The sequence below is a fragment of the Brochothrix campestris genome, assembly GCF_046058945.1.
In the GTDB taxonomy this organism is placed as follows: Bacteria; Bacillota; Bacilli; order Lactobacillales; family Listeriaceae; genus Brochothrix; species Brochothrix campestris.
In genome coordinates this window covers 716,340-738,335 of sequence record NZ_CP175511.1, presented here as the reverse complement: position 1 = coordinate 738,335, position 21,996 = coordinate 716,340, and the positions used below count along the sequence as shown (strand labels likewise).

At 39.3% G+C, this 21,996-nt stretch carries 23 protein-coding genes; 10 read left to right on the top strand and 13 right to left on the bottom strand.

Going from position 1 to position 21,996, the window contains the following annotated elements; all coding sequences use genetic code 11:
* Nucleotides 1–90 precede the first annotated feature (90 nt).
* Entirely contained in the window at nucleotides 91–366 is a 276-nt protein-coding gene (locus tag ACJYYY_RS03770) for a YlaN family protein (RefSeq protein ID WP_156921108.1), read from the bottom strand.
* A gap of 170 nt (nucleotides 367–536) precedes the next feature.
* Here ACJYYY_RS03770 and ACJYYY_RS03765 point away from each other — a divergent pair, with 170 nt between their 5' ends.
* Nucleotides 537–740: a YlaI family protein gene (locus ACJYYY_RS03765; RefSeq protein WP_408869125.1), complete on the top strand. Its 204-nt coding sequence runs from the start codon at nucleotides 537–539 to the stop codon at nucleotides 738–740.
* An 87-nt stretch (nucleotides 741–827) separates the two neighbouring features.
* Here the strand turns inward: ACJYYY_RS03765 and typA are convergent, their stop codons facing one another.
* Together typA and ACJYYY_RS03755 are read right to left on the bottom strand one after the other, a co-directional pair.
* Complete coding sequence (gene typA, locus ACJYYY_RS03760) at nucleotides 828–2,657, bottom strand: translational GTPase TypA (protein ID WP_408869124.1); 1,830 nt, start codon at nucleotides 2,655–2,657, stop codon at nucleotides 828–830.
* A gap of 145 nt (nucleotides 2,658–2,802) precedes the next feature.
* Nucleotides 2,803–3,591, bottom strand: a complete 789-nt coding sequence (locus ACJYYY_RS03755; RefSeq protein WP_051456820.1) for an inositol monophosphatase family protein — start codon at nucleotides 3,589–3,591, stop codon at nucleotides 2,803–2,805.
* A 171-nt stretch (nucleotides 3,592–3,762) separates the two neighbouring features.
* On the opposite strand from ACJYYY_RS03755, the gene ACJYYY_RS03750 reads away from it, so the two are divergent.
* Nucleotides 3,763–4,380 carry a YktB family protein gene (locus ACJYYY_RS03750; RefSeq protein WP_035313374.1) on the top strand — a complete coding sequence of 206 codons (618 nt, stop codon included), beginning with the start codon at nucleotides 3,763–3,765 and terminating at the stop codon, nucleotides 4,378–4,380.
* A gap of 242 nt (nucleotides 4,381–4,622) precedes the next feature.
* A complete protein-coding gene (locus ACJYYY_RS03745; RefSeq protein WP_035313376.1) occupies nucleotides 4,623–5,567 on the top strand; it encodes a magnesium transporter CorA family protein in 945 nt (314 codons plus the stop codon).
* Nucleotides 5,568–5,957: 390 nt separating this feature from the next.
* On the opposite strand, the gene ACJYYY_RS03740 is transcribed toward ACJYYY_RS03745, so the two are convergent.
* Together ACJYYY_RS03740 and ACJYYY_RS03735 are read right to left on the bottom strand one after the other, a co-directional pair.
* Nucleotides 5,958–6,614, bottom strand: coding sequence for an alpha/beta fold hydrolase (locus ACJYYY_RS03740; protein WP_408869123.1), 657 nt, complete (start codon nucleotides 6,612–6,614; stop codon nucleotides 5,958–5,960).
* A gap of 19 nt (nucleotides 6,615–6,633) precedes the next feature.
* Complete coding sequence (locus ACJYYY_RS03735) at nucleotides 6,634–6,903, bottom strand: UPF0223 family protein (protein ID WP_408869122.1); 270 nt, start codon at nucleotides 6,901–6,903, stop codon at nucleotides 6,634–6,636.
* 154 nt (nucleotides 6,904–7,057) lie between these two features.
* On the opposite strand from ACJYYY_RS03735, the gene ACJYYY_RS03730 reads away from it, so the two are divergent.
* The 3 genes from ACJYYY_RS03730 (at nucleotide 7,058) to ACJYYY_RS03720 (ending at nucleotide 8,959) form a co-directional block, all read left to right on the top strand.
* Nucleotides 7,058–7,705, top strand: coding sequence for a YczE/YyaS/YitT family protein (locus ACJYYY_RS03730; protein WP_408869121.1), 648 nt, complete (start codon nucleotides 7,058–7,060; stop codon nucleotides 7,703–7,705).
* A 63-nt stretch (nucleotides 7,706–7,768) separates the two neighbouring features.
* Nucleotides 7,769–7,960: a hypothetical protein gene (locus ACJYYY_RS03725; RefSeq protein ID WP_035313382.1), complete on the top strand. Its 192-nt coding sequence runs from the start codon at nucleotides 7,769–7,771 to the stop codon at nucleotides 7,958–7,960.
* 198 nt (nucleotides 7,961–8,158) lie between these two features.
* Nucleotides 8,159–8,959 carry a glycerophosphodiester phosphodiesterase gene (locus tag ACJYYY_RS03720; RefSeq protein WP_408869120.1) on the top strand — a complete coding sequence of 267 codons (801 nt, stop codon included), beginning with the start codon at nucleotides 8,159–8,161 and terminating at the stop codon, nucleotides 8,957–8,959.
* A gap of 262 nt (nucleotides 8,960–9,221) precedes the next feature.
* Here the strand turns inward: ACJYYY_RS03720 and lpdA are convergent, their stop codons facing one another.
* The 4 genes from lpdA to pdhA form a co-directional block, all read right to left on the bottom strand.
* Entirely contained in the window at nucleotides 9,222–10,625 is a 1,404-nt protein-coding gene (gene lpdA / locus ACJYYY_RS03715) for a dihydrolipoyl dehydrogenase (RefSeq protein ID WP_035313384.1), read from the bottom strand.
* A 3-nt stretch (nucleotides 10,626–10,628) separates the two neighbouring features.
* Nucleotides 10,629–11,924, bottom strand: coding sequence for a dihydrolipoamide acetyltransferase family protein (locus ACJYYY_RS03710; RefSeq protein WP_035313385.1), 1,296 nt, complete (start codon nucleotides 11,922–11,924; stop codon nucleotides 10,629–10,631).
* 111 nt (nucleotides 11,925–12,035) lie between these two features.
* On the bottom strand, nucleotides 12,036–13,013 hold the full coding sequence (locus tag ACJYYY_RS03705) for an alpha-ketoacid dehydrogenase subunit beta (protein WP_035313387.1): 978 nt from the start codon (nucleotides 13,011–13,013) through the stop codon (nucleotides 12,036–12,038).
* Between the two features lies 1 nt (nucleotide 13,014).
* Entirely contained in the window at nucleotides 13,015–14,130 is a 1,116-nt protein-coding gene (gene pdhA / locus ACJYYY_RS03700) for a pyruvate dehydrogenase (acetyl-transferring) E1 component subunit alpha (RefSeq protein ID WP_035313388.1), read from the bottom strand.
* A 557-nt stretch (nucleotides 14,131–14,687) separates the two neighbouring features.
* Here pdhA and def point away from each other — a divergent pair.
* The 3 genes from def to ACJYYY_RS03685 are packed head-to-tail and all read left to right on the top strand — an operon-like array spanning nucleotide 14,688 to nucleotide 17,114.
* Nucleotides 14,688–15,239 carry a peptide deformylase gene (gene def, locus ACJYYY_RS03695; RefSeq protein WP_035313390.1) on the top strand — a complete coding sequence of 184 codons (552 nt, stop codon included), beginning with the start codon at nucleotides 14,688–14,690 and terminating at the stop codon, nucleotides 15,237–15,239.
* Between the two features lie 26 nt (nucleotides 15,240–15,265).
* Nucleotides 15,266–15,901: a TraX family protein gene (locus ACJYYY_RS03690; RefSeq protein WP_035313391.1), complete on the top strand. Its 636-nt coding sequence runs from the start codon at nucleotides 15,266–15,268 to the stop codon at nucleotides 15,899–15,901.
* A 16-nt stretch (nucleotides 15,902–15,917) separates the two neighbouring features.
* On the top strand, nucleotides 15,918–17,114 hold the full coding sequence (locus tag ACJYYY_RS03685) for a hypothetical protein (protein WP_051456822.1): 1,197 nt from the start codon (nucleotides 15,918–15,920) through the stop codon (nucleotides 17,112–17,114).
* Between the two features lie 17 nt (nucleotides 17,115–17,131).
* On the opposite strand, the gene ACJYYY_RS03680 is transcribed toward ACJYYY_RS03685, so the two are convergent.
* Nucleotides 17,132–17,770: a redox-sensing transcriptional repressor Rex gene (locus ACJYYY_RS03680; RefSeq protein WP_408869119.1), complete on the bottom strand. Its 639-nt coding sequence runs from the start codon at nucleotides 17,768–17,770 to the stop codon at nucleotides 17,132–17,134.
* A gap of 174 nt (nucleotides 17,771–17,944) precedes the next feature.
* Between ACJYYY_RS03680 and ACJYYY_RS03675 the strand changes: the two genes are divergently transcribed.
* A complete protein-coding gene (locus ACJYYY_RS03675) occupies nucleotides 17,945–19,870 on the top strand; it encodes an ABC-F family ATP-binding cassette domain-containing protein (protein WP_408869118.1) in 1,926 nt (641 codons plus the stop codon).
* Between the two features lie 110 nt (nucleotides 19,871–19,980).
* Here the strand turns inward: ACJYYY_RS03675 and ACJYYY_RS03670 are convergent, their stop codons facing one another.
* Genes ACJYYY_RS03670 through ACJYYY_RS03660 form a run of 3 tightly spaced genes read right to left on the bottom strand, consistent with a single transcriptional unit; the run spans nucleotide 19,981 to nucleotide 21,813 of the window.
* Nucleotides 19,981–20,901, bottom strand: a complete 921-nt coding sequence (locus tag ACJYYY_RS03670; RefSeq protein ID WP_035313393.1) for a DUF4097 family beta strand repeat-containing protein — start codon at nucleotides 20,899–20,901, stop codon at nucleotides 19,981–19,983.
* Complete coding sequence (locus ACJYYY_RS03665) at nucleotides 20,898–21,500, bottom strand: DUF1700 domain-containing protein (RefSeq protein WP_035313394.1); 603 nt, start codon at nucleotides 21,498–21,500, stop codon at nucleotides 20,898–20,900. The genes ACJYYY_RS03670 and ACJYYY_RS03665 overlap by 4 nt, the downstream gene beginning before the upstream one ends.
* Nucleotides 21,493–21,813, bottom strand: a complete 321-nt coding sequence (locus tag ACJYYY_RS03660) for a PadR family transcriptional regulator (RefSeq protein ID WP_408869117.1) — start codon at nucleotides 21,811–21,813, stop codon at nucleotides 21,493–21,495. The genes ACJYYY_RS03665 and ACJYYY_RS03660 overlap by 8 nt, the downstream gene beginning before the upstream one ends.
* Between the last annotated feature and the right edge of the window lie 183 nt (nucleotides 21,814–21,996).

Below are 21,996 nucleotides of genomic sequence, written 5' to 3'. Positions count from 1 at the left end.
TTCTTCCAATCTGGTGATATCACAAATAAAAATAGAGCGTAGTACACTCTATTTTATCGTTTTTTTATTCGTTCAGTGAAGGGTCACCTGTTATTTTTTCAACGTTACCGATTCATGTAAGTTGGCCAATTGACGTTCAAGTGTCATCATGATTTCACGACCAACACTAGCTTCAATCAAACCAAGTCTGACTGCAAAATTAATTTCACGCGAAAGACCGTACATCTGTGTATCAAGTACCTCTTCATAGGCTGGACATTGTGGTAATGTTAAATTATCCATCTGCACCTTAATCAATTTCCAAATCCGGTTTGCATCTGTTTTTAATGCTTCATATGCTGCATGTTTCATTTCTTTTCCATTCATCATTCGCCACGTCCTTCACTTTTACTAAAGTTCCCTACGATCCTGTTATTTTAGTATAGCATGTTAAAAATAGTGGCGCAATTACTATCCCACTTTCACTCCTTCACGAACATCATTTTTTGAATTTTTGTCGGTTTTTGTTATACTATAAGTTATACGAGGTGATTTTAATGAAAGTAAAATGTATTTTATGTGATGGCAAACAAGAAATTAATGACCAAAGCATCGAAGCTAAAAAAATTCGTAACCATCCACTGTATTTATATACTTGCCCCGCTTGCTCAAAACGTGTCACACAACAAACGTTAATTCGGATTAACTCAAAAAACTATGATCCGCATCGTCCTAAGAGCGAGTCGTTTTACCGTTTATAAAGCTGAACCACATCCATTTAAGGATGTGGTTTTTTGACACATAAAAACCCTTGAAGAATATTCTTCAAGGGTTTTTAAACGATTCGCTTATTTAGATTTTTTTTGTGCTTTTTCGCGTTCGTTTTTGTTTAAGATTTTTTTACGTAAACGGATTGATTCTGGAGTTACTTCACAGTACTCATCATCAGCTAAGAATTCTAATGATTCTTCAAGCGTTAATTTACGCGGTGTTTTGATAACGTTAGTTTGATCTTTGTTAGCAGAACGAACGTTAGTCATTTGTTTTTGGCGAACGATGTTAACAGTGATATCTCCGTCTCGAGCGTTTTGACCAACAACCATACCTTCATAAATTTCAGTACCTGGTTCTACGAAAATAGTCCCACGGTCTTCAACTTGCATGATACCGTAAGTCGTAGCTTTACCAGTTTCCATAGAAACAAGTGCACCAATACGACGTCCACCTACATAACCTTTTTGTACAGGTTGGTAGCTGTCATAAGTATGGTTGATGATACCATAACCACGAGTTAATGACATGAACTCAGTTGTGTAACCAATTAAACCTCGTGAAGGAACAAGGAATTGTAAACGAACTTGTCCGCTACCGTTGTTTTCCATGTTTTTCATTTCACCTTTACGAGAAGATAATGATTCAATTACGCCACCCATGTATTCTTCAGGAACGTCAACTTGAACATCTTCGTAAGGCTCACATTTTTTACCGTCGATTTCACGAACGATAACTTCTGCTTTAGAAACTTGTAATTCGAAACCTTCACGACGTAAGTTTTCGATAAGAATTGACAAGTGTAACTCTCCACGACCAGAAACGATCCATGCATCAGGTGTTTCAGTAGGTTCTACACGTAAAGAAACATCTGTTTGTAATTCAGATAATAAACGTTCTTCAATTTTACGTGAAGTAACGTATTTACCTTCACGACCAGCAAATGGTGAGTTGTTAGTAACAAACTTCATTTGAAGTGTTGGTTCATCAATACGAAGAACTGGTAAAGCATCTAATTGGTTTTGAGGAGTAACAGTTTCACCTACGAAAATGTCTTCCATACCAGAAACGGCAATTAAATCACCAGCTTTAGCTTCTTGAATTTCAACACGTTTAAGACCAAGGAAACCAAATAATTTAGTTACACGGAAGTTTTTAACTGTACCGTCTAATTTAATTAATGATACCGATTGTCCAACTGACATTGTTCCACGGAAAACACGTCCGATACCAATACGACCAACATAATCGTTGTAATCAAGTAAAGATACTTGGAATTGTAATGGTTCATCAGAGTTATCTTCAGGAGCAGGAATTGTATTAACGATTAAGTCAAATACAGGATCCATTGTTGATTCTTGATCAGCAGGATCAGAACTAATTGAGCTTGTTCCGTTAAGAGCTGATGTGTAAACAACTGGGAATTCTAATTGAGAATCATCTGCACCTAATTCGATGAATAATTCTAAAACTTCATCAACAACTTCTTCTGGACGTGCTGAAGGGCGGTCAATTTTGTTTACTACAACGATTGGTGTTAATTTTTGCTCAAGCGCTTTTTTCAATACGAAGCGCGTTTGTGGCATTGTTCCTTCGTAAGCATCAACGATTAAACAAACACCATCTACCATTTTCATGATACGTTCAACTTCACCACCGAAATCGGCATGTCCAGGTGTATCCATGATGTTGATATGAGTCCCTTTATAGTTGATTGCTGTGTTTTTAGCTAAGATTGTGATACCACGCTCTTTTTCGATAGCGTTGCTATCCATTGCGCGTTCTTCCACTTGTTCGTGGTCGTTATAAGTACCTGATTGTTTTAATAATTCATCGACGATAGTTGTTTTACCATGATCGACATGGGCGATAATTGCAACGTTTCTTAAATCTGTACGTTTTGTCATTTTTTTCCGTTCACTCCTACTTCTATTCGATTCTATACTCTTGCCAAAAGTGGCATTTTATAGTCTTTATATAGCACTTTAAAAAAATCTTTTTACACAATTAAAAATTATAGCACAAGTTAAGTCATTTGACTAATATGTTTTTTTAATTTTTCATAATAAAATCATGTAAAAGTGTCTCATGCACTTGTTCAGAGGCAATCAACAGTGAACCTGACTTTAACACATTTATTTCAGTGCCGTCAATCCGACTGATTTTCAAGCCCAGTTCATTGGCCATGATAAACCCGGCAGCAATATCCCAAGGCATCAAGTGTCGTGATAGATAGGCATCCGCTCGGCCCGTAATAACTGCGGCCATTTCGAGTGATGCCACACCGTAGAGACGAACACTTCGTGCTTGAGCCCCTGCTGTGGCCAAACCAAGATAGTTAGCAGCAATAATACCAAAATTCATAATTAAGGTGCTCTCTGCTAACGAAGGATTGGGTCGTCGTCGTTCGACCTGAACACCATCAACAAATACACCTTCACCAACCTTACAACTATACAACGTTCGACGCTCAACATCAAATATATACGCCAGTTGGCCGACACCATCCTCAAAAATAGCCAGTGAAATGGCATAATCAGCCTGTTGTTGGATAAAATTTAATGTCCCATCAATGGGATCAAGAATCCAAGTCACACCGCTAAATGTTTGGTGCTTATGGGTTGGGTCTTCTTCTGCCACCAACTGATGGGTCGGATAAAATGTCGCTAGCTTGTCCGCAAAAAAAACTTCAATTTGTTGATCAACAGTCGTTACCAAGTCAGTCGGACCGGTTTTTTGTGACACCTGATAACGTGCCATTTTAAGTTCTGTTTGAATTAAATCGGCGGCTTCATTAAGCCATTGGCGCACGGAACGATCGATTTCAAGTTGTTCAATCATCGTGTCACCTCCTCCTTTTTATTTTACCATAAACGCGATTTGCGAAACATATCACATTGTGATTAAACTAAAACACTTGCGATAACACTTTTAGGACGGACCGTGCTATCATTTTTTGCCAAATCAGCTATAATAGAAAGGACAGAAAGCTTTATATAAGGAGGAACAACAATGACATTTAACGGCTTTTTAAGCGATGATTTTACACAGATGACTTCACCCACGCTCGAAGGACGGATGCATTTTTTACGTGAAACCATCCAACCCAAATTTTATGAACTCGGTGGCTCTTTAACCGACTTTTTAAGTGTCTCGCTCGGAAATGAAATGTACCTCCATGTCGCTAAACACTTACGCCGTTCAGTTAACCCACCAGATAGTACTTGGTTAGGGATTTGTCACAGTAAGCGCGGCTATAAAAAACACCCGCATTTTCAAGTCGGCATTTGGAAGGATTATATTTTCCTCTACCTTTCATATATTTATGAAACAGAAAACCGCACCGCTATTTCTGATGCCTTTTTAGAAAATAATGAGCTCTTCGCTGCTTTACCTGCTGACTTTGTTATTTCACCAGACCATACTGAGAATCGTTATTTACCACTAACAGAGGCTAATTTGGCTGCCACTTTGACGCGTTTTAAAACCGTTAAAAAGGGTGAATTTTTAGTCGGAAAAGTACTTTTAAAAGACAACCCACTCCTCGCTGACCCTGTGGCGCTTGAAAAAGAAATCGAAGCAACCTTTACAGCCATGCTCCCGCTTTATAAATTATCGATGTCTATCTAAGCGCTTTCAATGATTGCACGTTGATATATCTTGATTTGTTAGCTATACTTATAAGGTTGAATCTCTTTTGAAAGGAGCCTGTCACTATGAAAAATGCAAGCACGCCGAAAGAACCAGATCCCCTGTCTGAGCAGCAGGATTGGAATAGGAATTGTCCAACTAGCTTTAGCAGGCTCTTGAACTAAGTCGTTTCTGGTTCTGCCTTCCCAATAATAGTACGTAAAAATGAGGAGGTTATTAACATGCTACAAATCTTCAAAACCGATATGAATACCGGCAAATTAATTGAACTCGATGAGATTGAAAATCACTGTTGGGTCAATTTGATTAATCCAACGACGGAAGAAATCAACCACATTGTTGAACACACGAACGTGCCGGTTGAATTTATCCGCGATCCCCTCGATAACGATGAAAGTTCACGGATTGAACGTGAGGATGATAACGTCCTTATCATTGCCGATTTCCCGATTGAAAATACGGATGATGATGTCAGTTCAATTTCGTTTGAAACAATGCCCTTGGGGATTATTATTACGAATAAAGTTTTCATCACTGTTTGTTCAGAAAATTCACCGATTTTACAATCGTTCATCCACCAAAAGGTACGTAATTTTTATACTAATATGAAAACACGGTTTGCCTTGCAAATCTTATATTTAATCTCAACCAGTTATCTGCGTTTGTTAAAACGACTTAATCGTCATTCTGATCGGATTGAAAAAGAATTACACCGGTCAATGAAAAACAAACAGCTGTATGACTTGATGGGTATCGAAAAAAGTTTGGTTTACTTTGTAACCTCACTTAAAACAAACAAGGTTGTCTTAGATAAAATGTTCCGTCAAAATATGATTCGAATGTACGAAGAAGACCAAGACTTGCTTGAAGATGTTATTATTGAAAACCGCCAAGGTCTTGAAATGGCAGAAATACATAGTAATATTTTAAGTGGGATGATGGATGCCTATGCCTCTATCATTGGGAATAACATGAACATCGTGATGAAATTTTTGACGACGGTCACAATCATTCTTTCCTTTCCAACAATGGTCTTTAGTTTTTATGGCATGAATGTCAAACTCCCATTCATGGATAATGAATACGGTTGGATTATCGCCATCGGCTTCGCTGTTTTGATTGCAATTGTCACAGCCATCTTTTTTTCACGAAAAAAATTCTTTTAACTAGACAAGCCCCAACTGAGATACTCAGTTGGGGCTTCAGATTGTAGACAAAGTCTAAAGAGACTTCATTTTCTTTCGAATGCTATTACAGTGACTTTGTTTATAAGATGATAAGACTGAATAGAAAGGCTGTTCTATCCTCTCGTTTAATCAGCTAACTTCTATGATATTTCATGGAAAAGTAGCGACGGTAAATAGTCGCTATTCTTTTCCATTCCAATATCTTCAAAGTTGAACGAGCTGATTTCACTTTCGTTCTAGTAGGCACGACGAGCGAGTGACGGTGCGCGTACTGATGGTACGTAATCCCGAGCGAGCAAGTCGTAACGACCTAGAACAGCCTTTCTATTCAGTCTCAAGCCCCAACTGAGATACTCAGTTGGGGCTTTTTTATCGAAGGTAAGGTAGCAAGTTGGGATACAAACGGTCGGTATGCTCGATATAACTACTATGCGTTTCACCAGGTAAGACGAGTAACTGCGCGTTAGGCAAGACGGCCGTGACTTGCTCAAAAAATACGGGTTCACAAACATCATTTTCACCGGCAACAATTAAAGTCGGAATTGTCATTGTCGTCAGTTGCTCCAACTCAATCTGCGGTTCTTCTAACATTAATTGAATTAATGGGTCGTTGGTCTGGCGATACTCGAGTTGCAGCAGCGCCCGTACTGCCGGTTTAAAATCCGCCGGCGTTAAATTAAGACCGAGTAACAGTAATTGTTTCAGTTGAGGCTGTTGCGCTAATCCGAGCAACAAACCAATGATCGCCCCATCACTAAACCCAAGAATGGTTACGTCTTCTAACTGTAATACTGCAATAAAGGCGGCGACGTCATCACACATTGCTTGATAGCTTGTTGCTACATTTTTGGTGCTTTGACCATGGTTACGACTATCAATCGCGTAGACAGTCCGATGACGGCTTAGTTTAGTAGTGATTTCAGCGAATAGTTCGTGTGTTTCACCATTGCCGTGTAGTAATAGTAGTGGCGGACCACTACCACTTTTTTTGTAATATAAACTAACACCGTTGCATTTCAATTGCATGCCTTCACCTCTTTTAAGATTACATTTTAACGATTGAACGGGGTGTTTCTTTCATTTCTTTAATCGTTTTATAGATTGAGTAGCCACTTTCTTTTTCGAACTCAGCGCCAATTTTTTTCTCTTCACCAATACTTTTTATGACCATCTTAAACGCTTTATACGCCAGTTCAAGCTCTGTTACAGGCAACCCTTTTTCATAGGCCAATTCAATTTTTTGCAAGAACTCAATCACTGCAATTGTTTCTGCTGTTGACCAAGCCACATCGATCGGATAACTATAAGTATTCATTGTATCGCTCCCTTTGATTAAACGTCGTGCGTCTGCACACACTTATCTCTTTTATATTATAAGCTATTTTTAAGATAAAAAAAGGGGTACACTATAATAGTGCTCTCATTTTAGTTTCTCAATAGATCTGGCACCACCTACTTAGGAGGACTTCATGAAAAAAATACTGTTATATTTGTTCATCTCACTAAATTTAAATGCCTTTGGTAATGCCCTCACGATTAAAATTAACTTAGGGAGTGCACCATGGACTGGTTTATCTACGAATGCTGCTTTTTTCTTCGACGTTCCCATTAGCGTAACGTTGACGATAGTTGGTGTCACTGCACTTATCATTAACTATTTCGCCTACAAACAGGCTTCACTTAAGCGCTCATTTTTCAACCTGCTCTTTTTATTATCGTTTAGTTATCTAGTCGATTTTTGGTATTACCTCATTCCGGATATAACAATTGACGCCTACCTAATCCGCTTACTACTGAATGTGTTTGGCATTGTTTTTATTGCCGCTGGTGTTTCAATATACTTACGCCTCAATGTCGTGCTTCATCCTGTCGATGAGCTCTTACAAGTCTTTCGTTTACAAGTCTTCCGCGGTAATGTCGTTAAAGCTCAGGTTACAAGTTTATCGATTCCATTAATCGGCTCGCTTATTTTTTGGTGGCTGAGTGGCAATCTGTATGCGGTAAATGTTGCAACGCTCGTGTCGTTTTTCTTTATGGGTTGGTTCATCGTCTTCTTTGATAAATACTTATTCCCAAGCATCAAATTGAACGCGAAAATCACCACTACTCCAAATTAATGTTTTAACTTTTATTTTTCGGGGTAATAGTTAATAGATACAAAACAGAATGGGGATGTGTGAATGGCAAAAGAGGATTTGTTTGCAAAAATTAAGACGTTAGTGCAAGAGGGCAAGTTAGATCATGCCAAGGGTTTTTATGCCGAGCATAAAGATAGCTTAGGTGATTATGCTGCCAAAGCAAAAACCTTAATTCACAGTTCTAAAGATGAAAATTTGGTGGATAAGGTGAAACACTTATTTGATCAAAAATAACTAAAAAAACCGTACTGCGCTTGTCGCAGTACGGTTTTTTTATTATAACTTGTTCTTGGTATTTGACACATTATGATAAACTAATAACAGCTAAAAACAGAATATATCCTTCCGCTAAAATAAGGATGAAGTTTTTATACTATACAACATTTGTCGCTCGGTTCAGCATATAATTGTTCTTAGATGGAGGTTTTTTTGTTGGCTAAAGTAAAAGCAATTCTATTTGTTTTTTTTATGGCATTTTTTTTAACGGCTTGTACACAAGTCAAACTAAGTAACTATGACAGCACTAATCCGCTAATCATTTCACACAGAGGCAGTCCACTTACATTTCCAGAACATAGTTTCGCTGGGTATGATGACGCTATTGTCAAGGGCACTTACTTTATCGAACAAGATTTGATTTTAAGCAAAGATAATAAGCTTGTTGTTTCACATGATGATAACCTAATGAGAATTTTAGGCGTCAATCGTAATATCAGCGATTCAAACTACCTTCAACTATCAAACTACCGTTTTACAAATGGTGAACAACTACATCTTTTAAATGACGTTTTCGAAAGATACTCCAACGCTATCAACTATGTAATTGAAACAAAGTTCAATCAAACAAACTCTTTTCATACAATGGAACGTGAGTTAATTGCGCTGATAGAAAAACATCGTTTAGAAAAGAATGTTATTTTACAATCCTATTCAATCGACAGTCTCAATTTCATGTACGAAAAATCAAAAAAGATTCCGCAGATGCTTATCTTAGATGAAGCTAAAAGTAACAAACTGCAAGAAGCTCTAGTTAATGTACCTGAACATATTCAAATCATTACCATAAGCAGCAACTATTTGACTCCCACAGCTGTTAAACTAATTCACGATACAGGTAGATTAGCGATGACTTATAATTTGGATTCCTATGACCAATTAAATTATGGAACGCAAGTGAAAATAGATGGTTTCTTTACAAATGATACAAAAAAAGCCTATGATAAAAAAAATTAACCGCTCTATTTTCAAGGAATGGAGCTGTCATCCAAAAACGATGAACAATCAACATACGATAGCTCATCACCCTTTGCTATTGATAACCACTCTGCCAAGTTAGTTGCTATCCTTCAATTATCTGAAAAATAGAAAAAGAAACCGATTGTCATATCGGTTTCTTTTTCTATTTGCAAACACTATCCACCTACACAGACCATTGTCTTATGTAAATCAAAAAAACAGTTGGCCACATTGAGTGTGACCAACTGCTCGTACTAACTTACATGTGAATCGGCATACCGAGCGCTAACTCAGCAGCTTCCATCACTGTTTCACTTAATGACGGATGCGCGTGAATTGTTAAAGCGATATCTTCAGCATTCATTCCTGCTTCGATTGCTAAACCAATCTCAGATACAACATCACTTGCGTTTACACCAACAACTTGACCACCAATGACCAAGTTGTCAGATTTACGTGTAACAAGTCTGACAAAGCCTTCAGGTGCGTTTAATGATAAGGCACGACCGTTACCACCAAGTGGGAACTTAGATGCTTTTACGTCATAACCAGCGTCTTTTGCTTCTTTTTCAGATAAACCAACTTGCGCGATCTCTGGATCAGAGAAGACGATAGCAGGCATTACGATGTAGTCAACTTCTGAAGACTCACCAGCAATTGCTTCTGCAGCTACCTTACCTTCGTAAGATGCTTTGTGAGCAAGTGGTGCACCGGCAACAATATCACCGATTGCGTAAATGTTAGGAACGCTTGTACGTCCTTGTTTATCAACTTCAATTAAACCGCGCTCTGTTAATTTAACACCCGCTTGTTCTAAACCGATTTCAGCAGTGTTTGGTGAACGACCAACCGTTACCATGACGTAATCTGCTTCCACAGTTTCCTCTTTATCGTTCGCTTTATATGAGACAACAACGCCTGTATCTGACTCTTCAACACCTTGTGCTAAAGCGTTAGTAATAATTGTTGCGCCCTTGTCTTTCATTTTACGCTTAACCGGTTGAACCATATCTTTCGGGTATTGCGGTAAAATTTCAGCGCCACCTTCTAAGATAACAATTTCAGTTCCTAAGTTCGCAAAGGCACTACCTAACTCAGTTCCGATATAGCCACCACCAATGATGACTAATTTTTTCGGTACTTCAGGTAACGCTAACGCTGACGTAGAGTTAAGTACACGTTTAGAGTATTTAAAGCCTTTAATTTCAATTGGCGTTGATCCTGTTGCGATGATCAGATTTTTGTATGTGTATGTTTCAGCACCGTTTTCGTGCATGACACGAATCGTGCTTTCTTCACCAACATAAGCTTCACCGGCAACAACAGTTACTTTATTTTTTTTGAGAAGACCAGCAACACCTGCTGTTAATTTATTAACAACGCCGCCCTTCCATTCTTGTGCTTTAGTGAAGTCTAATTTTACATCTTCAGCTAATACACCCATCACATCTGAGTGTTGCGCTTCTTGGTAGCGGTGACCGATTGTGATCAATGCTTTTGAAGGGATACAGCCAACGTTTAAGCATGTCCCACCAAGGTTTTCTTTTTCAATCAATGTTACTTTTTGACCAAGTTGTGCGGCACGGATTGCTGCTACATATCCCCCAGGTCCACCACCGATAACGATTGTTTCTGCATCAATTGGAAAATCGCCTACTACCATTGTCTATCCCTCCATTAATAACAATTCTGGATCAGCCAGTAATCGTTTAATATGATTCATTGCATTTTGAGCTGTTGCCCCATCAATAATACGGTGATCAAAGCTTAATGATAACGCGATAACCGGTGCAACAACAACTTCGCCATTAACAACGATTGCTTTGTCAGCAATACGACCAATTCCTAAAATCGCAACTTCAGGATGGTTAATAACAGGTGTGAACCATTGTCCACCAGCAGAACCGATGTTTGAAATAGTAATTGAACCGCCACTCATTTCAGTTGCCGCTAATTTACCGTCGCGTGCTTTAACAGCCAATTCATTAATTTCAGCAGAGATTGCAAAAACAGATTTAGTGTCAGCATCTTTGACAACCGGTACTAATAAACCACGGTCTGTATCAGCCGCAATACCGATGTTCGCATAGTGTTTGTAAACAATTTCGTCTGTTGCATCATCAATTGACGCATTCAACACTGGGAATTTTTTAATCGCACTTGTTAACGCCTTAACCACATATGGTAAGTAAGTTAATTTAATGTTTTGTTCAGCCGCAACTTCTTTGAAACGTTTACGGTGTGTTACTAATTTAGCAACATCAATTTCGTCCATTAACGTTACGTGAGGTGCTGTATGTTTCGAGTTAACCATTGCTTTAGCAATTGCTTTACGAATACCAGACATTTTTTCACGTGTTTCACGTTCACCGACTGCAAGTGGTACTGGCGCTTCTTTTGGTGTTGCTGCCGTTGTTGACTCTGCCACTGGAGCTGTTTCAGCTACTGCAGACGCGTCTCCATTTAAGAATGCCTCAACGTTTTCTTTTAAAACACGGCCAGCTTTGCCTGTGCCTGCAACGCTTGAAATCGCAACGTTGTTATCACGAGCAAATTTACGAACAGATGGCATTGCAATAACACGATCGTTTTCGCGTGCCACTTCTGCAGTTGCAACAGCTGGTGCCGCTGCTACAGGTGCTGCTGCAGCTTTAACTGGTGCTGCAGGAGTTACTGGCGCTTCTACTGGCGCTGATGCCTCTTCTTCTTGGTCATTATCATGACCTGGTGCATCGATGGTAATTAATAAATCACCAACGATTGAAACTGTTCCTTCAGTTACGTGAACTTCTAAAACCGTTCCTGTAACAGGACTTGGAATTTCTTCGACACTTTTATCGTTTTGGATTTCTAATAATGGTGCATCCTCTTCAATTGTATCGCCTGCTTTTACAAACCATTTTACGATTTCGCCTTCGTGAATACCTTCACCAATATCTGGCATTTTAAATTTAAATGACACGTTTATTCATCCCCTTACATCATAGTAGTAAGTAGCTTCACAGATGCGAAGCTACTCGAGACTGACACAACTTATCGTTCAGCCTAATATATTTGTTAATACAGCTTTAATTTAGAAAGAAAGAATTTCTTTTGCTTTGTTGTAAATATCTGTTTTGTTTGGTAACCAAGCTGTTTCTGCTTGTGCAAATGGGAATACTGAATCCGCTGCTGTTACACGACCAACAGGTGCATCTAAGCTAAGGATGGCACGGTCATTGATTTCAGCAATAACGTGAGCTGCCACACCCGCTTGTTTTTGCGCTTCTTGAATAACAACCACGTGGTTCGTTTTTTCAATAGAAGCAACAAGGGTATCTGTATCGATTGGGCTAACTGTACGTAAATCGATTACCTCAGCTGAAATGCCCTCTTTTTCAAGTTCATCTGCCGCTTTAAGTGATTCTTGTACCATCGCACCGTATGCGATTAACGTAATGTCAGTTCCTTCGCGACGAATGTTTGCTTTACCTAATGGAATTGTGTATTCGCCTTCAGGTACATCTTCACGGAATGAACGGTATAATTTCATGTGCTCTAAGAAAACAACCGGATCGTTGTCACGAATTGCTGAAATTAACAAGCCTTTTGCATCGTAAGGCGTTGATGGAATAACAACCTTAAGACCTGGCGTTTGTGCCATTAAACCTTCTAATGAATCAGCGTGCATTTCTGGTGTATGTACACCACCACCAAATGGTGCACGGAATACAACTGGCATGTTACGTGTATTACCTGAACGGTAACGTGTACGCGCCACTTGACCCGCTACTTGGTCAAATACTTCGAAGACAAATCCGAAGAATTGGATTTCGGCAACTGGACGGAAACCTTTATAAGATAAACCGTTTGCTAAACCACCAATAGCTGATTCTGCAAGTGGTGTATCGAAGACACGGTCAACACCAAATTCTTTTTGTAAGTTTTCAGTTGCGCGGAATACACCACCGTTGTTACCAACATCTTCACCAAAAACGAGGACATTTTCATCGTTACGTAATTCTGTTGCAAGCGCATCTGTGATGGCTTGGATCATTGTCATTTGTGCCATGTTATTTCGACTCCTTTTCAGTGTAGTATGCAATTTGTTCGGCTACATTTTGAGTAGGCGTTTCAAACATGTTGTTAAGTAAGTCTGTTACTTTTTGTTTTGGAATCGCATCTGCTTCTTTAAGGGCAGCTTTGATTTCTTCTTTAGCGCGTTCAATGACAGCTTCTTCTTGCTCTGCTGACCAAAGGTTTTTTGATTCTAAGAAAAGACGGTAGCGCACGAGTGGATCTTTAAGTGCCCATGCTTCATCCATTTCTTTTGTACGGTAACGCGTCGGATCATCACCAGCTAAAGTATGTGGTCCGAAACGGTAAGTTAATGTTTCAATGACAGTTGGGCCTTCACCATTAACAGCGCGATCACGTGCTTCGCGAGTAACTGCATAGACTGCTAATGGATCCATTCCATCAACAACTACCCCAGGTACGCCGGCTGCAACTGCTTTTTGAGCAAGTGTCGGTGCCGCTGTTTGCAATTCACGTGGAACTGAGATAGCGAAACCGTTGTTTTGGATAACAAAAATTGCAGGTGATTTAAACGCACTTGCAAAGTTGATACCTTCATAGAAGTCACCTTGTGATGAACCACCATCACCTGTGTATGTGATTGCAACACTTTTTTCGCCACGTTTTTGAATACCAAGCGCCACACCAGCTGTTTGAACATACTGTGCTCCGATGATAATTTGTGGTGAGATAATGTTTAAATCTTTTGGATATTGATTTCCTGCAAAATGTCCACGTGAGAATAAGAAAGCTTTCGCAAGTGGTAAACCGTGCATGATGATTTGCGGAATATCACGGTAGCCCGGTAAGATGAAATCTTCTTGTTCTAACGCAAATTGTGTACCTAATTGAGAAGCTTCTTGACCAGCAGTTGGCGCATAGAAACCAAGACGACCTTGTTTGTTTAAGGCAGTTGAACGTTGATCTAACACACGCGTCCAAACCATGCGTTCCATCAATTCCACCATTTTTTCATCTGATAAATCAGGCATGTATTGAGGATTTACGACTTCCCCTTTTTCATTCAAGACTTGAATTGGTTCAAATTGTTTAGCGATTGCTGCAAATTGTTTTTTCACATCAACGATAAGTTGTTTTTGCTTAGTTGCCATTTCATAACACTCCTTTTTAGGTATTTCCTACCAAATAAGTTGATACTGCATAAAATACATCAATTATTCTATTTACCTATACGGCAACATTTAAATAATTTCAATGTGCTATTATACAGCTCCCATGACTAATATAACAAAGACCGTTAAATTGGTCAAATATTCAGGTGGTTAAAAAGAGATAAATTCTTATGACCGGCTTGCGATAAAGCGTTTTCAACACAAAACCTCTTGTAACCAGATAAAGTCTCTCTGTTATATAATAATAACCAGCTATTATAGTACAGTATGCCTTTATCTTTTTAATGATATATCATTAGAGGTATGTGGTTAGTTTGCACATTTTATGCACACACTAAAGTGTTACGCCTATCAACCGTGTGCTATCAAAAGAATCCTCCCAAACAATATCTTGTTCTTTTCGTTCTTTTTCTGCTAATATGTTAATGATATGATTCTTATTTTTAGAATTACATAATCCTCTGCTATTAGTTAACTATTCGGCAAGAAAATGTGTCTAAAATAAGAACAAAATTTAATTAAGAGGTGTAACTATTATGATTACAATGAAAGATATTGTTCGCGAAGGTCATCCCGCTTTACGCGTAAAAGCCGCTGAAGTTACTTTACCACTATCAAAAGAAGATATTGCAATTGGTAACGACATGCTAACATTCTTAAAAAATAGTCAAGACGAAGAAATCGCTGAAAAATACGAATTGCGTGCTGGTATCGGTATCGCTGCCCCACAATTAGCGATTGAAAAACGTATTATTGCAATGTATCTCTTAGATGACCGCGAACGTTTGATTAGTCATGTGCTTTACAACCCAAAAATAGTCAGTCATTCTGTTGAAGATGCTTGCCTTGCTGGTGGCGAAGGCTGTTTATCGGTTGACCGTGACGTTGAAGGCTATGTCGTACGTCACATGCGTGTGACTGTGCAAGCCTTTGATATCAACTCAAAACCGATTAAATTGCGTTTCAAAGGTTACCCTGCTATGTGTGTCCAACATGAAATCGATCATATTAACGGCGTCATGTTTTATGATCATATCAATGAAAAAGAACCGTTTAAATTAAACGGCGAAGTGACAATTATTGATTAATTCACTGAGCCAGGAATGAGGGCCCCTTGCCAAAACGATTGGATGGTTTCACCTTAAAGATGATTGCACTCCTATCGATGACCTGCGATCACCTCGGCGTCTTTTTCTTTTTAGGACCTGAATGGCGCATCATTGGTCGACTCGCTTTTCCGTTATTCGCCTTTCTCTTGGTCGAAGGCTTTTATCATACGCGTAACCGTCAAAAATACTTTCTTACAATTGCTGGGGCTGGCCTCTTAATGCAACTGCCTCTCTATTTAATGGGAGAACACACTTTTAATATTTTTCTAACGTTAGCATTAGGACTAATCGCCTTACAGTTGCTATCCTATCGAAATCATTTAAGTGTCGCTTTGTTGCTATTCGTCGCTTGGTTTTTACCCTTTGATTACGGCATGTATGGCCTACTACTCATCCTTGGTTTTTATCTCTTTAAAGTGAAACCTTCGCTGCTAATTGGTTATACCATCATCGTCACAGGCCTCAGCTTAACGATTGACCATCTGAGTGTATTACAACTGTATTCCTTATTTGCCCTGCCGTTACTCTTAATGTATAACGGACAACGAGGTAAAAATTGGAAGTGGTTTTTTTACCTCTATTATCCCTTACACATCATTGTTATTAACGCACTTGCGCTAATACTTTTTTCAAACCAATAGAAATGAGAGGTTCACTATGATGTTTCAACCTTCAGAACTTGAACAGATCAAACAAATTATGACTGGGAAATTTGGCATTGAACGTGAAAATTTACGCGTCACACCAAACGGTGAGCTCGCCTTAACACCTCATCCAAATGCATTGGGTGATAAACGTACCAATCCTGAGGTCACCACTGATTTTTCAGAAAGCCAACTTGAAATCATTTCACCTGTTGTTGATTCCATCGAACAACTTTTACCTGAATTGGCCCGTATTTCAACCACTGTCAAACAGGCATTATCGCAGGAATTTTTATGGATGCAAAGCGTGCCTCCAACCGCATTGCCAGCTGAAGAGACGATTCCGCTTGCACAATTCGGTACACGTGCTGATGCCGCTTATGAAAAAACACTCTATCGTGAGTATCTTTCGACCAAATACGGACGATACAAACAACTCTATTCGGGGATTCATTTTAACTTTTCATACGACGACAGCCAGTTGCGTTCATTGTTTCCACAAACAACAATCAATGATTTTTACATCCGACTGATGGCACAAACTTTAAAATACCGCTTCTTTCTTAACTTTGTTGTGGCAGCAAGTCCTGCAACTATTAATAAGGTGACCTATCGATCAGCTCGCCTCGGTGAAGAAGGCTATCATAATTTGACAATGATTCCGTTGGATTACACATCCACCGCCAATTATCTCGCTTCTTTGAAAGCCGTGATTGCTAGCGGAATCATCGAAGGCTCACGTGAGCTTTATGAATTGGTGCGGGCTAAGGGGACGTCAATGGATTCATTCAAGGCTGAGTATGCTGTGATTAATCGCATTGAACTGCGCATGCCTGATTTAAACCCGCTCTATCCAGAAGGAATCAATCCGAGCGACCTCTATGTCATGCACCTTTACATTAGGTGGTGTAGTTCACTCGTCGATCAAAGTTACGACGTTGCTGAACAACGCACAGCAGCAGAACTTGCCAATTCCGCTGCTTTATTCGAACTAAGTCAACCGCTTGAACATAAAATCAAGTCGATTTTCGATGCCTTGTTTGTTTACTTAGAATGGGCCAATCTACCCGCCGTTTATCACGCTAGTTTACTCGAGGCCTACCAACGTTTCTTATATCCAAACAAACGCTATGCCGAACAGTTAGTAGCCGCTTATGCCAAAAGCTCATTTGATGAAGTTAATTTAAATATCGCCAAACAACAGGCATAAAAAAGAAGCATAGGCCCTTAATCAGCCTGTGCTTCTTTATTTTCATGGAGACGATCTTCAAACGCAAATAACGTCTGTAACTCTGAGACGACATCGAATGATCTCATAACAATCGATGAAGGAATCTGTGGTGTCATCACGCTGAGATTTAAAATTGTCGTCACGGCTGTCGTACCTACCTGCTTTTCAATCGTATGCCATTCTTGTTCGCTACAATCTAAGACGAGTGTGCTAATGTTTTTTTCCAACATCACTTCCGTAAAATCCGTGATTGAGTATATCGGTACACCTTCATGAATTGTACCAACTGCGTGCTCTGTCTCAGTAAAAGCGCAACTAATTGTCATGTTTTTCTCGGTCAAACTGCGGTGATTAAAAAAACGACGACCACGTTGACTGACACCAATTACTGCGATTAAATGACTCCGATTTGTCATAAACAAATTATTTAGCACAATCACTAATGACTGTACGTGATAACCATATCCTTGCTTTCCGAGAGAGCCGATATGAGATAAATCTCTTCTTAATGTCGCAGCCTCAATTTTTAAATCGTGACTCATTTCAGTTGACGATATACGTTCTACCTCATTATCAGCCAACATTTTAACGTACTGATGATAGATCGACAAGCGCTTAGCTGTTGCTTTTGGCATGTTTGGATATTTATGAAACACGTCATCACTTCCTTTTCTTACCATTCACTACATCTATTGTAGCTTTTTTAATCAAATATAGCTAGTTACGGATAATTTCAATCATTCCTTCTCGATACATTCCTTTTTGGTCGGATATCGGTTAAAATTAAGAGGTGAAGGATGTGACGACAGATGATTTTACTCCAAGTAAATCAATTAACGAAACGATTTGGCGCCGAAGCCATACTCGAAAATATTCAATTAGAAATCAAAACCAATGACCGAATTGCTCTCGTCGGTAAAAACGGGGCTGGTAAATCAACTTTATTAAAAATAATTGCTAATCAGCTCTCTTATGATGAGGGACAAATAAGCAAACCAAAAGACGTAACGATTGGCTATCTCGCTCAAAATACTGGCCTCGAATCGACTCGTACGATTTGGGATGAGATGCTCAGTGTCTTTGAACCGTTAAAAGTAATGGAACAACGCATTCGTACCTTAGAAGAACAACTCGCTCAACCCAATGTTTATGAAAATGAGGAACGCTATCAACAAGTATCTGCCCAATATGATCATCTCCAACATGAGTTCAAAGAAAAAGGCGGCTATCAATACGAATCGGATATCCGTTCGATTCTACACGGTTTCCGTTTTTATGAAGAACGCTACCAACAAGTCATTACAAGTTTATCGGGTGGCCAAAAAACACGGTTAGCCCTTGCTAAATTACTATTATCCAACAATGATATTTTAATTTTAGATGAACCTACTAACCATCTCGATATTGAAACATTAACTTGGTTAGAAAACTATTTGGCGAACTACCGAGGCGCGCTCTTAATTGTTTCTCATGACCGCTATTTTCTCGACCGCGTTGTCAATCAAGTGTATAGCATTAGCCGTACCCATTCGAAACACTATGTTGGTAACTATTCACATTATTTGACCCAATATGCCGCTGATCTCGAAAAAGAATGGAAACAATTTGATAAACAACAGGGGCAAATTGCCAAACTGGAAGATTTCGTGCAACGTAATATTGTACGTGCCTCAACGACAAAACGCGCCCAAGCACGACGAAAACAACTTGAAAAAATTGACCGCATCGATAAACCACTTGGCGATGAAAAGGCCGCTCATTTTAGTTTTAAGATCAATAAACCGAGTGGTAAAGATGCCCTTTTAACAACCGATTTAGGCATTGGCTACGATGCTCCGTTAGCTCAGCATTTAAACATCGATATTAAGCGAACGGACGCGATTGCCCTCGTTGGACCAAATGGTGTTGGTAAATCAACCTTGCTCAAAACGTTAATCAAACAACTGCCCGCCTTGAGTGGTACTTTTACTTTCGGTGCAAACACTGAAATCGGCTATTATGATCAGGAGTTATCCAACTTAAATAGTCGCCAAACGGTCTTAGAAGAACTTTGGTCTGCCTATCCTAGTCTCGATGAAAAAATCATCCGAACGTTATTAGGTTCATTCTTGTTTACAGGCGATGACGTAAAAAAAGCAGTCAACATGTTAAGCGGCGGTGAAAAAGCCCGCCTCGCCCTCTCTAAGCTCACGTTACAACAGGCCAACTTTTTAATCTTAGATGAACCGACCAACCATCTTGATATTGATAGTAAAGAAGTGTTAGAAAATGCCCTAATTGATTACGAAGGTACACTCTTATTCGTTTCCCATGACCGCTATTTTATCAACCGGATTGCGAATAAAGTGATTGAACTATCAGCCGATGGTGCGGTGACGTATTTAGGAGACTACGATTATTACGTCGAAAAACTAGCAATCCAAACAGAGCGGGCCGCTTTATTAGCTGCTGAAAAAACACCAGAAACACTCAGCACTGTTGTCAATGACCGTAAATTAAGCTATGCCGAAGAAAAAGCTGCTGTACAACAAGCACGTAAACAACAGCGGGCCGTTGAAGCTGTTGAACGTGAAATTTCCGAAACAGAAACCTTAATTGACACATTGGAACACCGCTTAGCTGATCCAGCCATCTTTGGTGATGTTACACAAACCCAAAAATACCATCAACAATTACTCGATGCCCAAGCAGCACTCGAACAACTGATGATTGACTGGGAACATTTATCCTCTTAACTTAACGTCAAAAAGTAGCAACCCATTAAAGGTTGCTACTTTTTGATTGTGTATCGATCAGACTAGTAATAATAATTAAGACGACACCAATGATGAAACACCAACGCGCTTTAGTTTGTGTCAACTTTTACATCTCCTGACTTATTTTCAATGGTTAATTGATTATTCTTTGTTGTCGTTTTTTGATAGGAACCATTGTAATTTTTACCGTTGACTTTTACATCACCATAAGCCGTATCAATCGTTAAACCAACTGCATTTTTCGTGCTAATTTTAATGTCGCCGTACTGATTCGAAATGTGACTTACACCTGCTAGAACACTGTTTAACACCTTAATATCGCCACTACTGGCTTCGAGTGTTAATGCCGTTAAGTCACTTTCTTTAAAGGTGACATCACCATAGCGGCTCGAAATTTGCGCCTCGTTAAATGCATTCTTTGTGCTATCAATATCACCGGATTCACTCGTAATACGCAGTTGTTTGGCCGAGCTATTATCGATTTGAATATCGCCATACGTTTGTGTGATTGTTAAGTCATCCGTTAGTTTAACTGCTGCTATGTCGAGGTCGCCACTTTTCACCTGAATAACACTTACTTTTGCTTTAATGTCTGTCACACTCACATCGCCATATGTATTCATAATATTGACGGTTTCAAGCTTTTCTTTCGGTAATGTAATCTTTATGGTCGGTGTTGTCTCGATGATACCAAATATCATGGCATCTCCTTTTTCAGCTGTCACATTTAGTGTCCCATTGCTCACATCGACCTTTATCGGATGATTTTTATCAGCGGTCCATTCCGCCTTAGCTTCCACACCTGTCTCTAGTACGACATCCGCCGATTTCACAGCAATGTTCACATTATGAATACCTGTTACTTTTTTCGTTTCTTTCACATAATCAACCGTTTCGAAGCGATGGTTATGCCATGCAATGGCACTGATTGTACCACTTGAAAAACTGATGCCTGCTATAATAAGACCGACTACTACCAACGCACTATAAATCATTGTTCTTTTCTTCATTGGTTACTCCCTCGTTTGCGATTGAATTTTAAATAGGTTGCTTGAATCATATTAGCAATTAGTTTGAAACACACGATCCATAATTTTTTAAACGGCTGTGCCAATAAACAACCACCACCGATTAAGGACAGACCACATCCGATTAAGAAGGCTGCAGTCACTCCATCTTGAGCAATCACTAAACCCCCTAACAAAAGTGAACCGATGCCACTAATAATAAAACTAACGAAGACACTTACATAACTGATGAGGACTGCGAACACAACTGCTACTATGGCAATAAATACAGCGATCACAGATACTGCTAATGGTAAAATAATCGGACTAGAGGCGATACCCATCAGCACCCACCATAATTTTCGAGGTCGATCTTTAACCGTTCCCTCTGACGCACTCAATTCTTTCATTGCAAAGGTAGCCGTCACTTCGCGCGCGACTTTCTTCGGATGACCCAATCGTGCAATGACGGTTACCTCATCGTCTTCCAATAAGCCATCAGCAATTATTTCTTGGTAATAAGCCATAATATCGGCTTGCTCGTCCATCGGTAACTTTTTAATTTGTTTTTGTAATACTTGTAGAAAGGTTGCTTTATTCATTTTTTTTCTCTCCTTCGACGACCATCTCAATTTTCTTAATAAACTCGGTCCATTCTGCTGCCAACTCTGTTTTTCGCTGTAGGCCTGTCGCTGTAATTTGGTAGTAGCGTCGGTTACGCCCTTGAAAAGCTTCATCATAGGTTGTAACAAACGCTTCTTTTTTCAAGCGACGCAACACTGGATACAAGGTCGATTCGCTGATTGTCATCACCTTTTTCACTTCGACGGTTAAGGCATAACCATAGGCATCTTCACGCGCCAATACACCGAGCACACAATAATCGAGCAAGGCTGCTCCCATTTGAAAATTCATTTTGTTCTCTCCTCCGATACTATACATCGTATAACATACACATACTATACATCGTATAATATCATTTTGTCAATACCAATAGTTATTTTTTAGTGTTTTAAGCTTCCCTAAACAACATAACAGTATCAGAGATGGGCATTGAAGGGACGCTTTTTTTATATTAGTAATTTAATTCAATCAAAA

Bases quoted from the DNA above. Each gene is read 5' to 3' on its own strand.
- pdhA (WP_035313388.1), bottom strand. From the start codon at position 14,130: ATGGCAACTAAGCAAAAACAACTTATCGTTGATGTGAAAAAACAATTT.
- ACJYYY_RS03680 (WP_408869119.1), bottom strand. From the start codon at position 17,770: ATGCCAAAAGCAACAGCTAAGCGCTTGTCGATCTATCATCAGTACGTT.
- ACJYYY_RS03675 (WP_408869118.1), top strand. From the start codon at position 17,945: ATGATTTTACTCCAAGTAAATCAATTAACGAAACGATTTGGCGCCGAA.
- ACJYYY_RS03670 (WP_035313393.1), bottom strand. From the start codon at position 20,901: ATGAAGAAAAGAACAATGATTTATAGTGCGTTGGTAGTAGTCGGTCTT.
- ACJYYY_RS03730 (WP_408869121.1), top strand. From the start codon at position 7,058: ATGAAAAAAATACTGTTATATTTGTTCATCTCACTAAATTTAAATGCC.
- ACJYYY_RS03740 (WP_408869123.1), bottom strand. From the start codon at position 6,614: ATGCAATTGAAATGCAACGGTGTTAGTTTATATTACAAAAAAAGTGGT.
- typA (WP_408869124.1), bottom strand. From the start codon at position 2,657: ATGACAAAACGTACAGATTTAAGAAACGTTGCAATTATCGCCCATGTC.
- ACJYYY_RS03745 (WP_035313376.1), top strand. From the start codon at position 4,623: ATGCTACAAATCTTCAAAACCGATATGAATACCGGCAAATTAATTGAA.
- def (WP_035313390.1), top strand. From the start codon at position 14,688: ATGATTACAATGAAAGATATTGTTCGCGAAGGTCATCCCGCTTTACGC.
- ACJYYY_RS03755 (WP_051456820.1), bottom strand. From the start codon at position 3,591: ATGATTGAACAACTTGAAATCGATCGTTCCGTGCGCCAATGGCTTAAT.
- ACJYYY_RS03725 (WP_035313382.1), top strand. From the start codon at position 7,769: ATGGCAAAAGAGGATTTGTTTGCAAAAATTAAGACGTTAGTGCAAGAG.
- ACJYYY_RS03660 (WP_408869117.1), bottom strand. From the start codon at position 21,813: ATGAATTTTCAAATGGGAGCAGCCTTGCTCGATTATTGTGTGCTCGGT.
- ACJYYY_RS03770 (WP_156921108.1), bottom strand. From the start codon at position 366: ATGAATGGAAAAGAAATGAAACATGCAGCATATGAAGCATTAAAAACA.
- lpdA (WP_035313384.1), bottom strand. From the start codon at position 10,625: ATGGTAGTAGGCGATTTTCCAATTGATGCAGAAACAATCGTTATCGGT.
- ACJYYY_RS03665 (WP_035313394.1), bottom strand. From the start codon at position 21,500: ATGAATAAAGCAACCTTTCTACAAGTATTACAAAAACAAATTAAAAAG.
- ACJYYY_RS03765 (WP_408869125.1), top strand. From the start codon at position 537: ATGAAAGTAAAATGTATTTTATGTGATGGCAAACAAGAAATTAATGAC.
- ACJYYY_RS03685 (WP_051456822.1), top strand. From the start codon at position 15,918: ATGATGTTTCAACCTTCAGAACTTGAACAGATCAAACAAATTATGACT.
- ACJYYY_RS03705 (WP_035313387.1), bottom strand. From the start codon at position 13,013: ATGGCACAAATGACAATGATCCAAGCCATCACAGATGCGCTTGCAACA.
- ACJYYY_RS03750 (WP_035313374.1), top strand. From the start codon at position 3,763: ATGACATTTAACGGCTTTTTAAGCGATGATTTTACACAGATGACTTCA.
- ACJYYY_RS03735 (WP_408869122.1), bottom strand. From the start codon at position 6,903: ATGAATACTTATAGTTATCCGATCGATGTGGCTTGGTCAACAGCAGAA.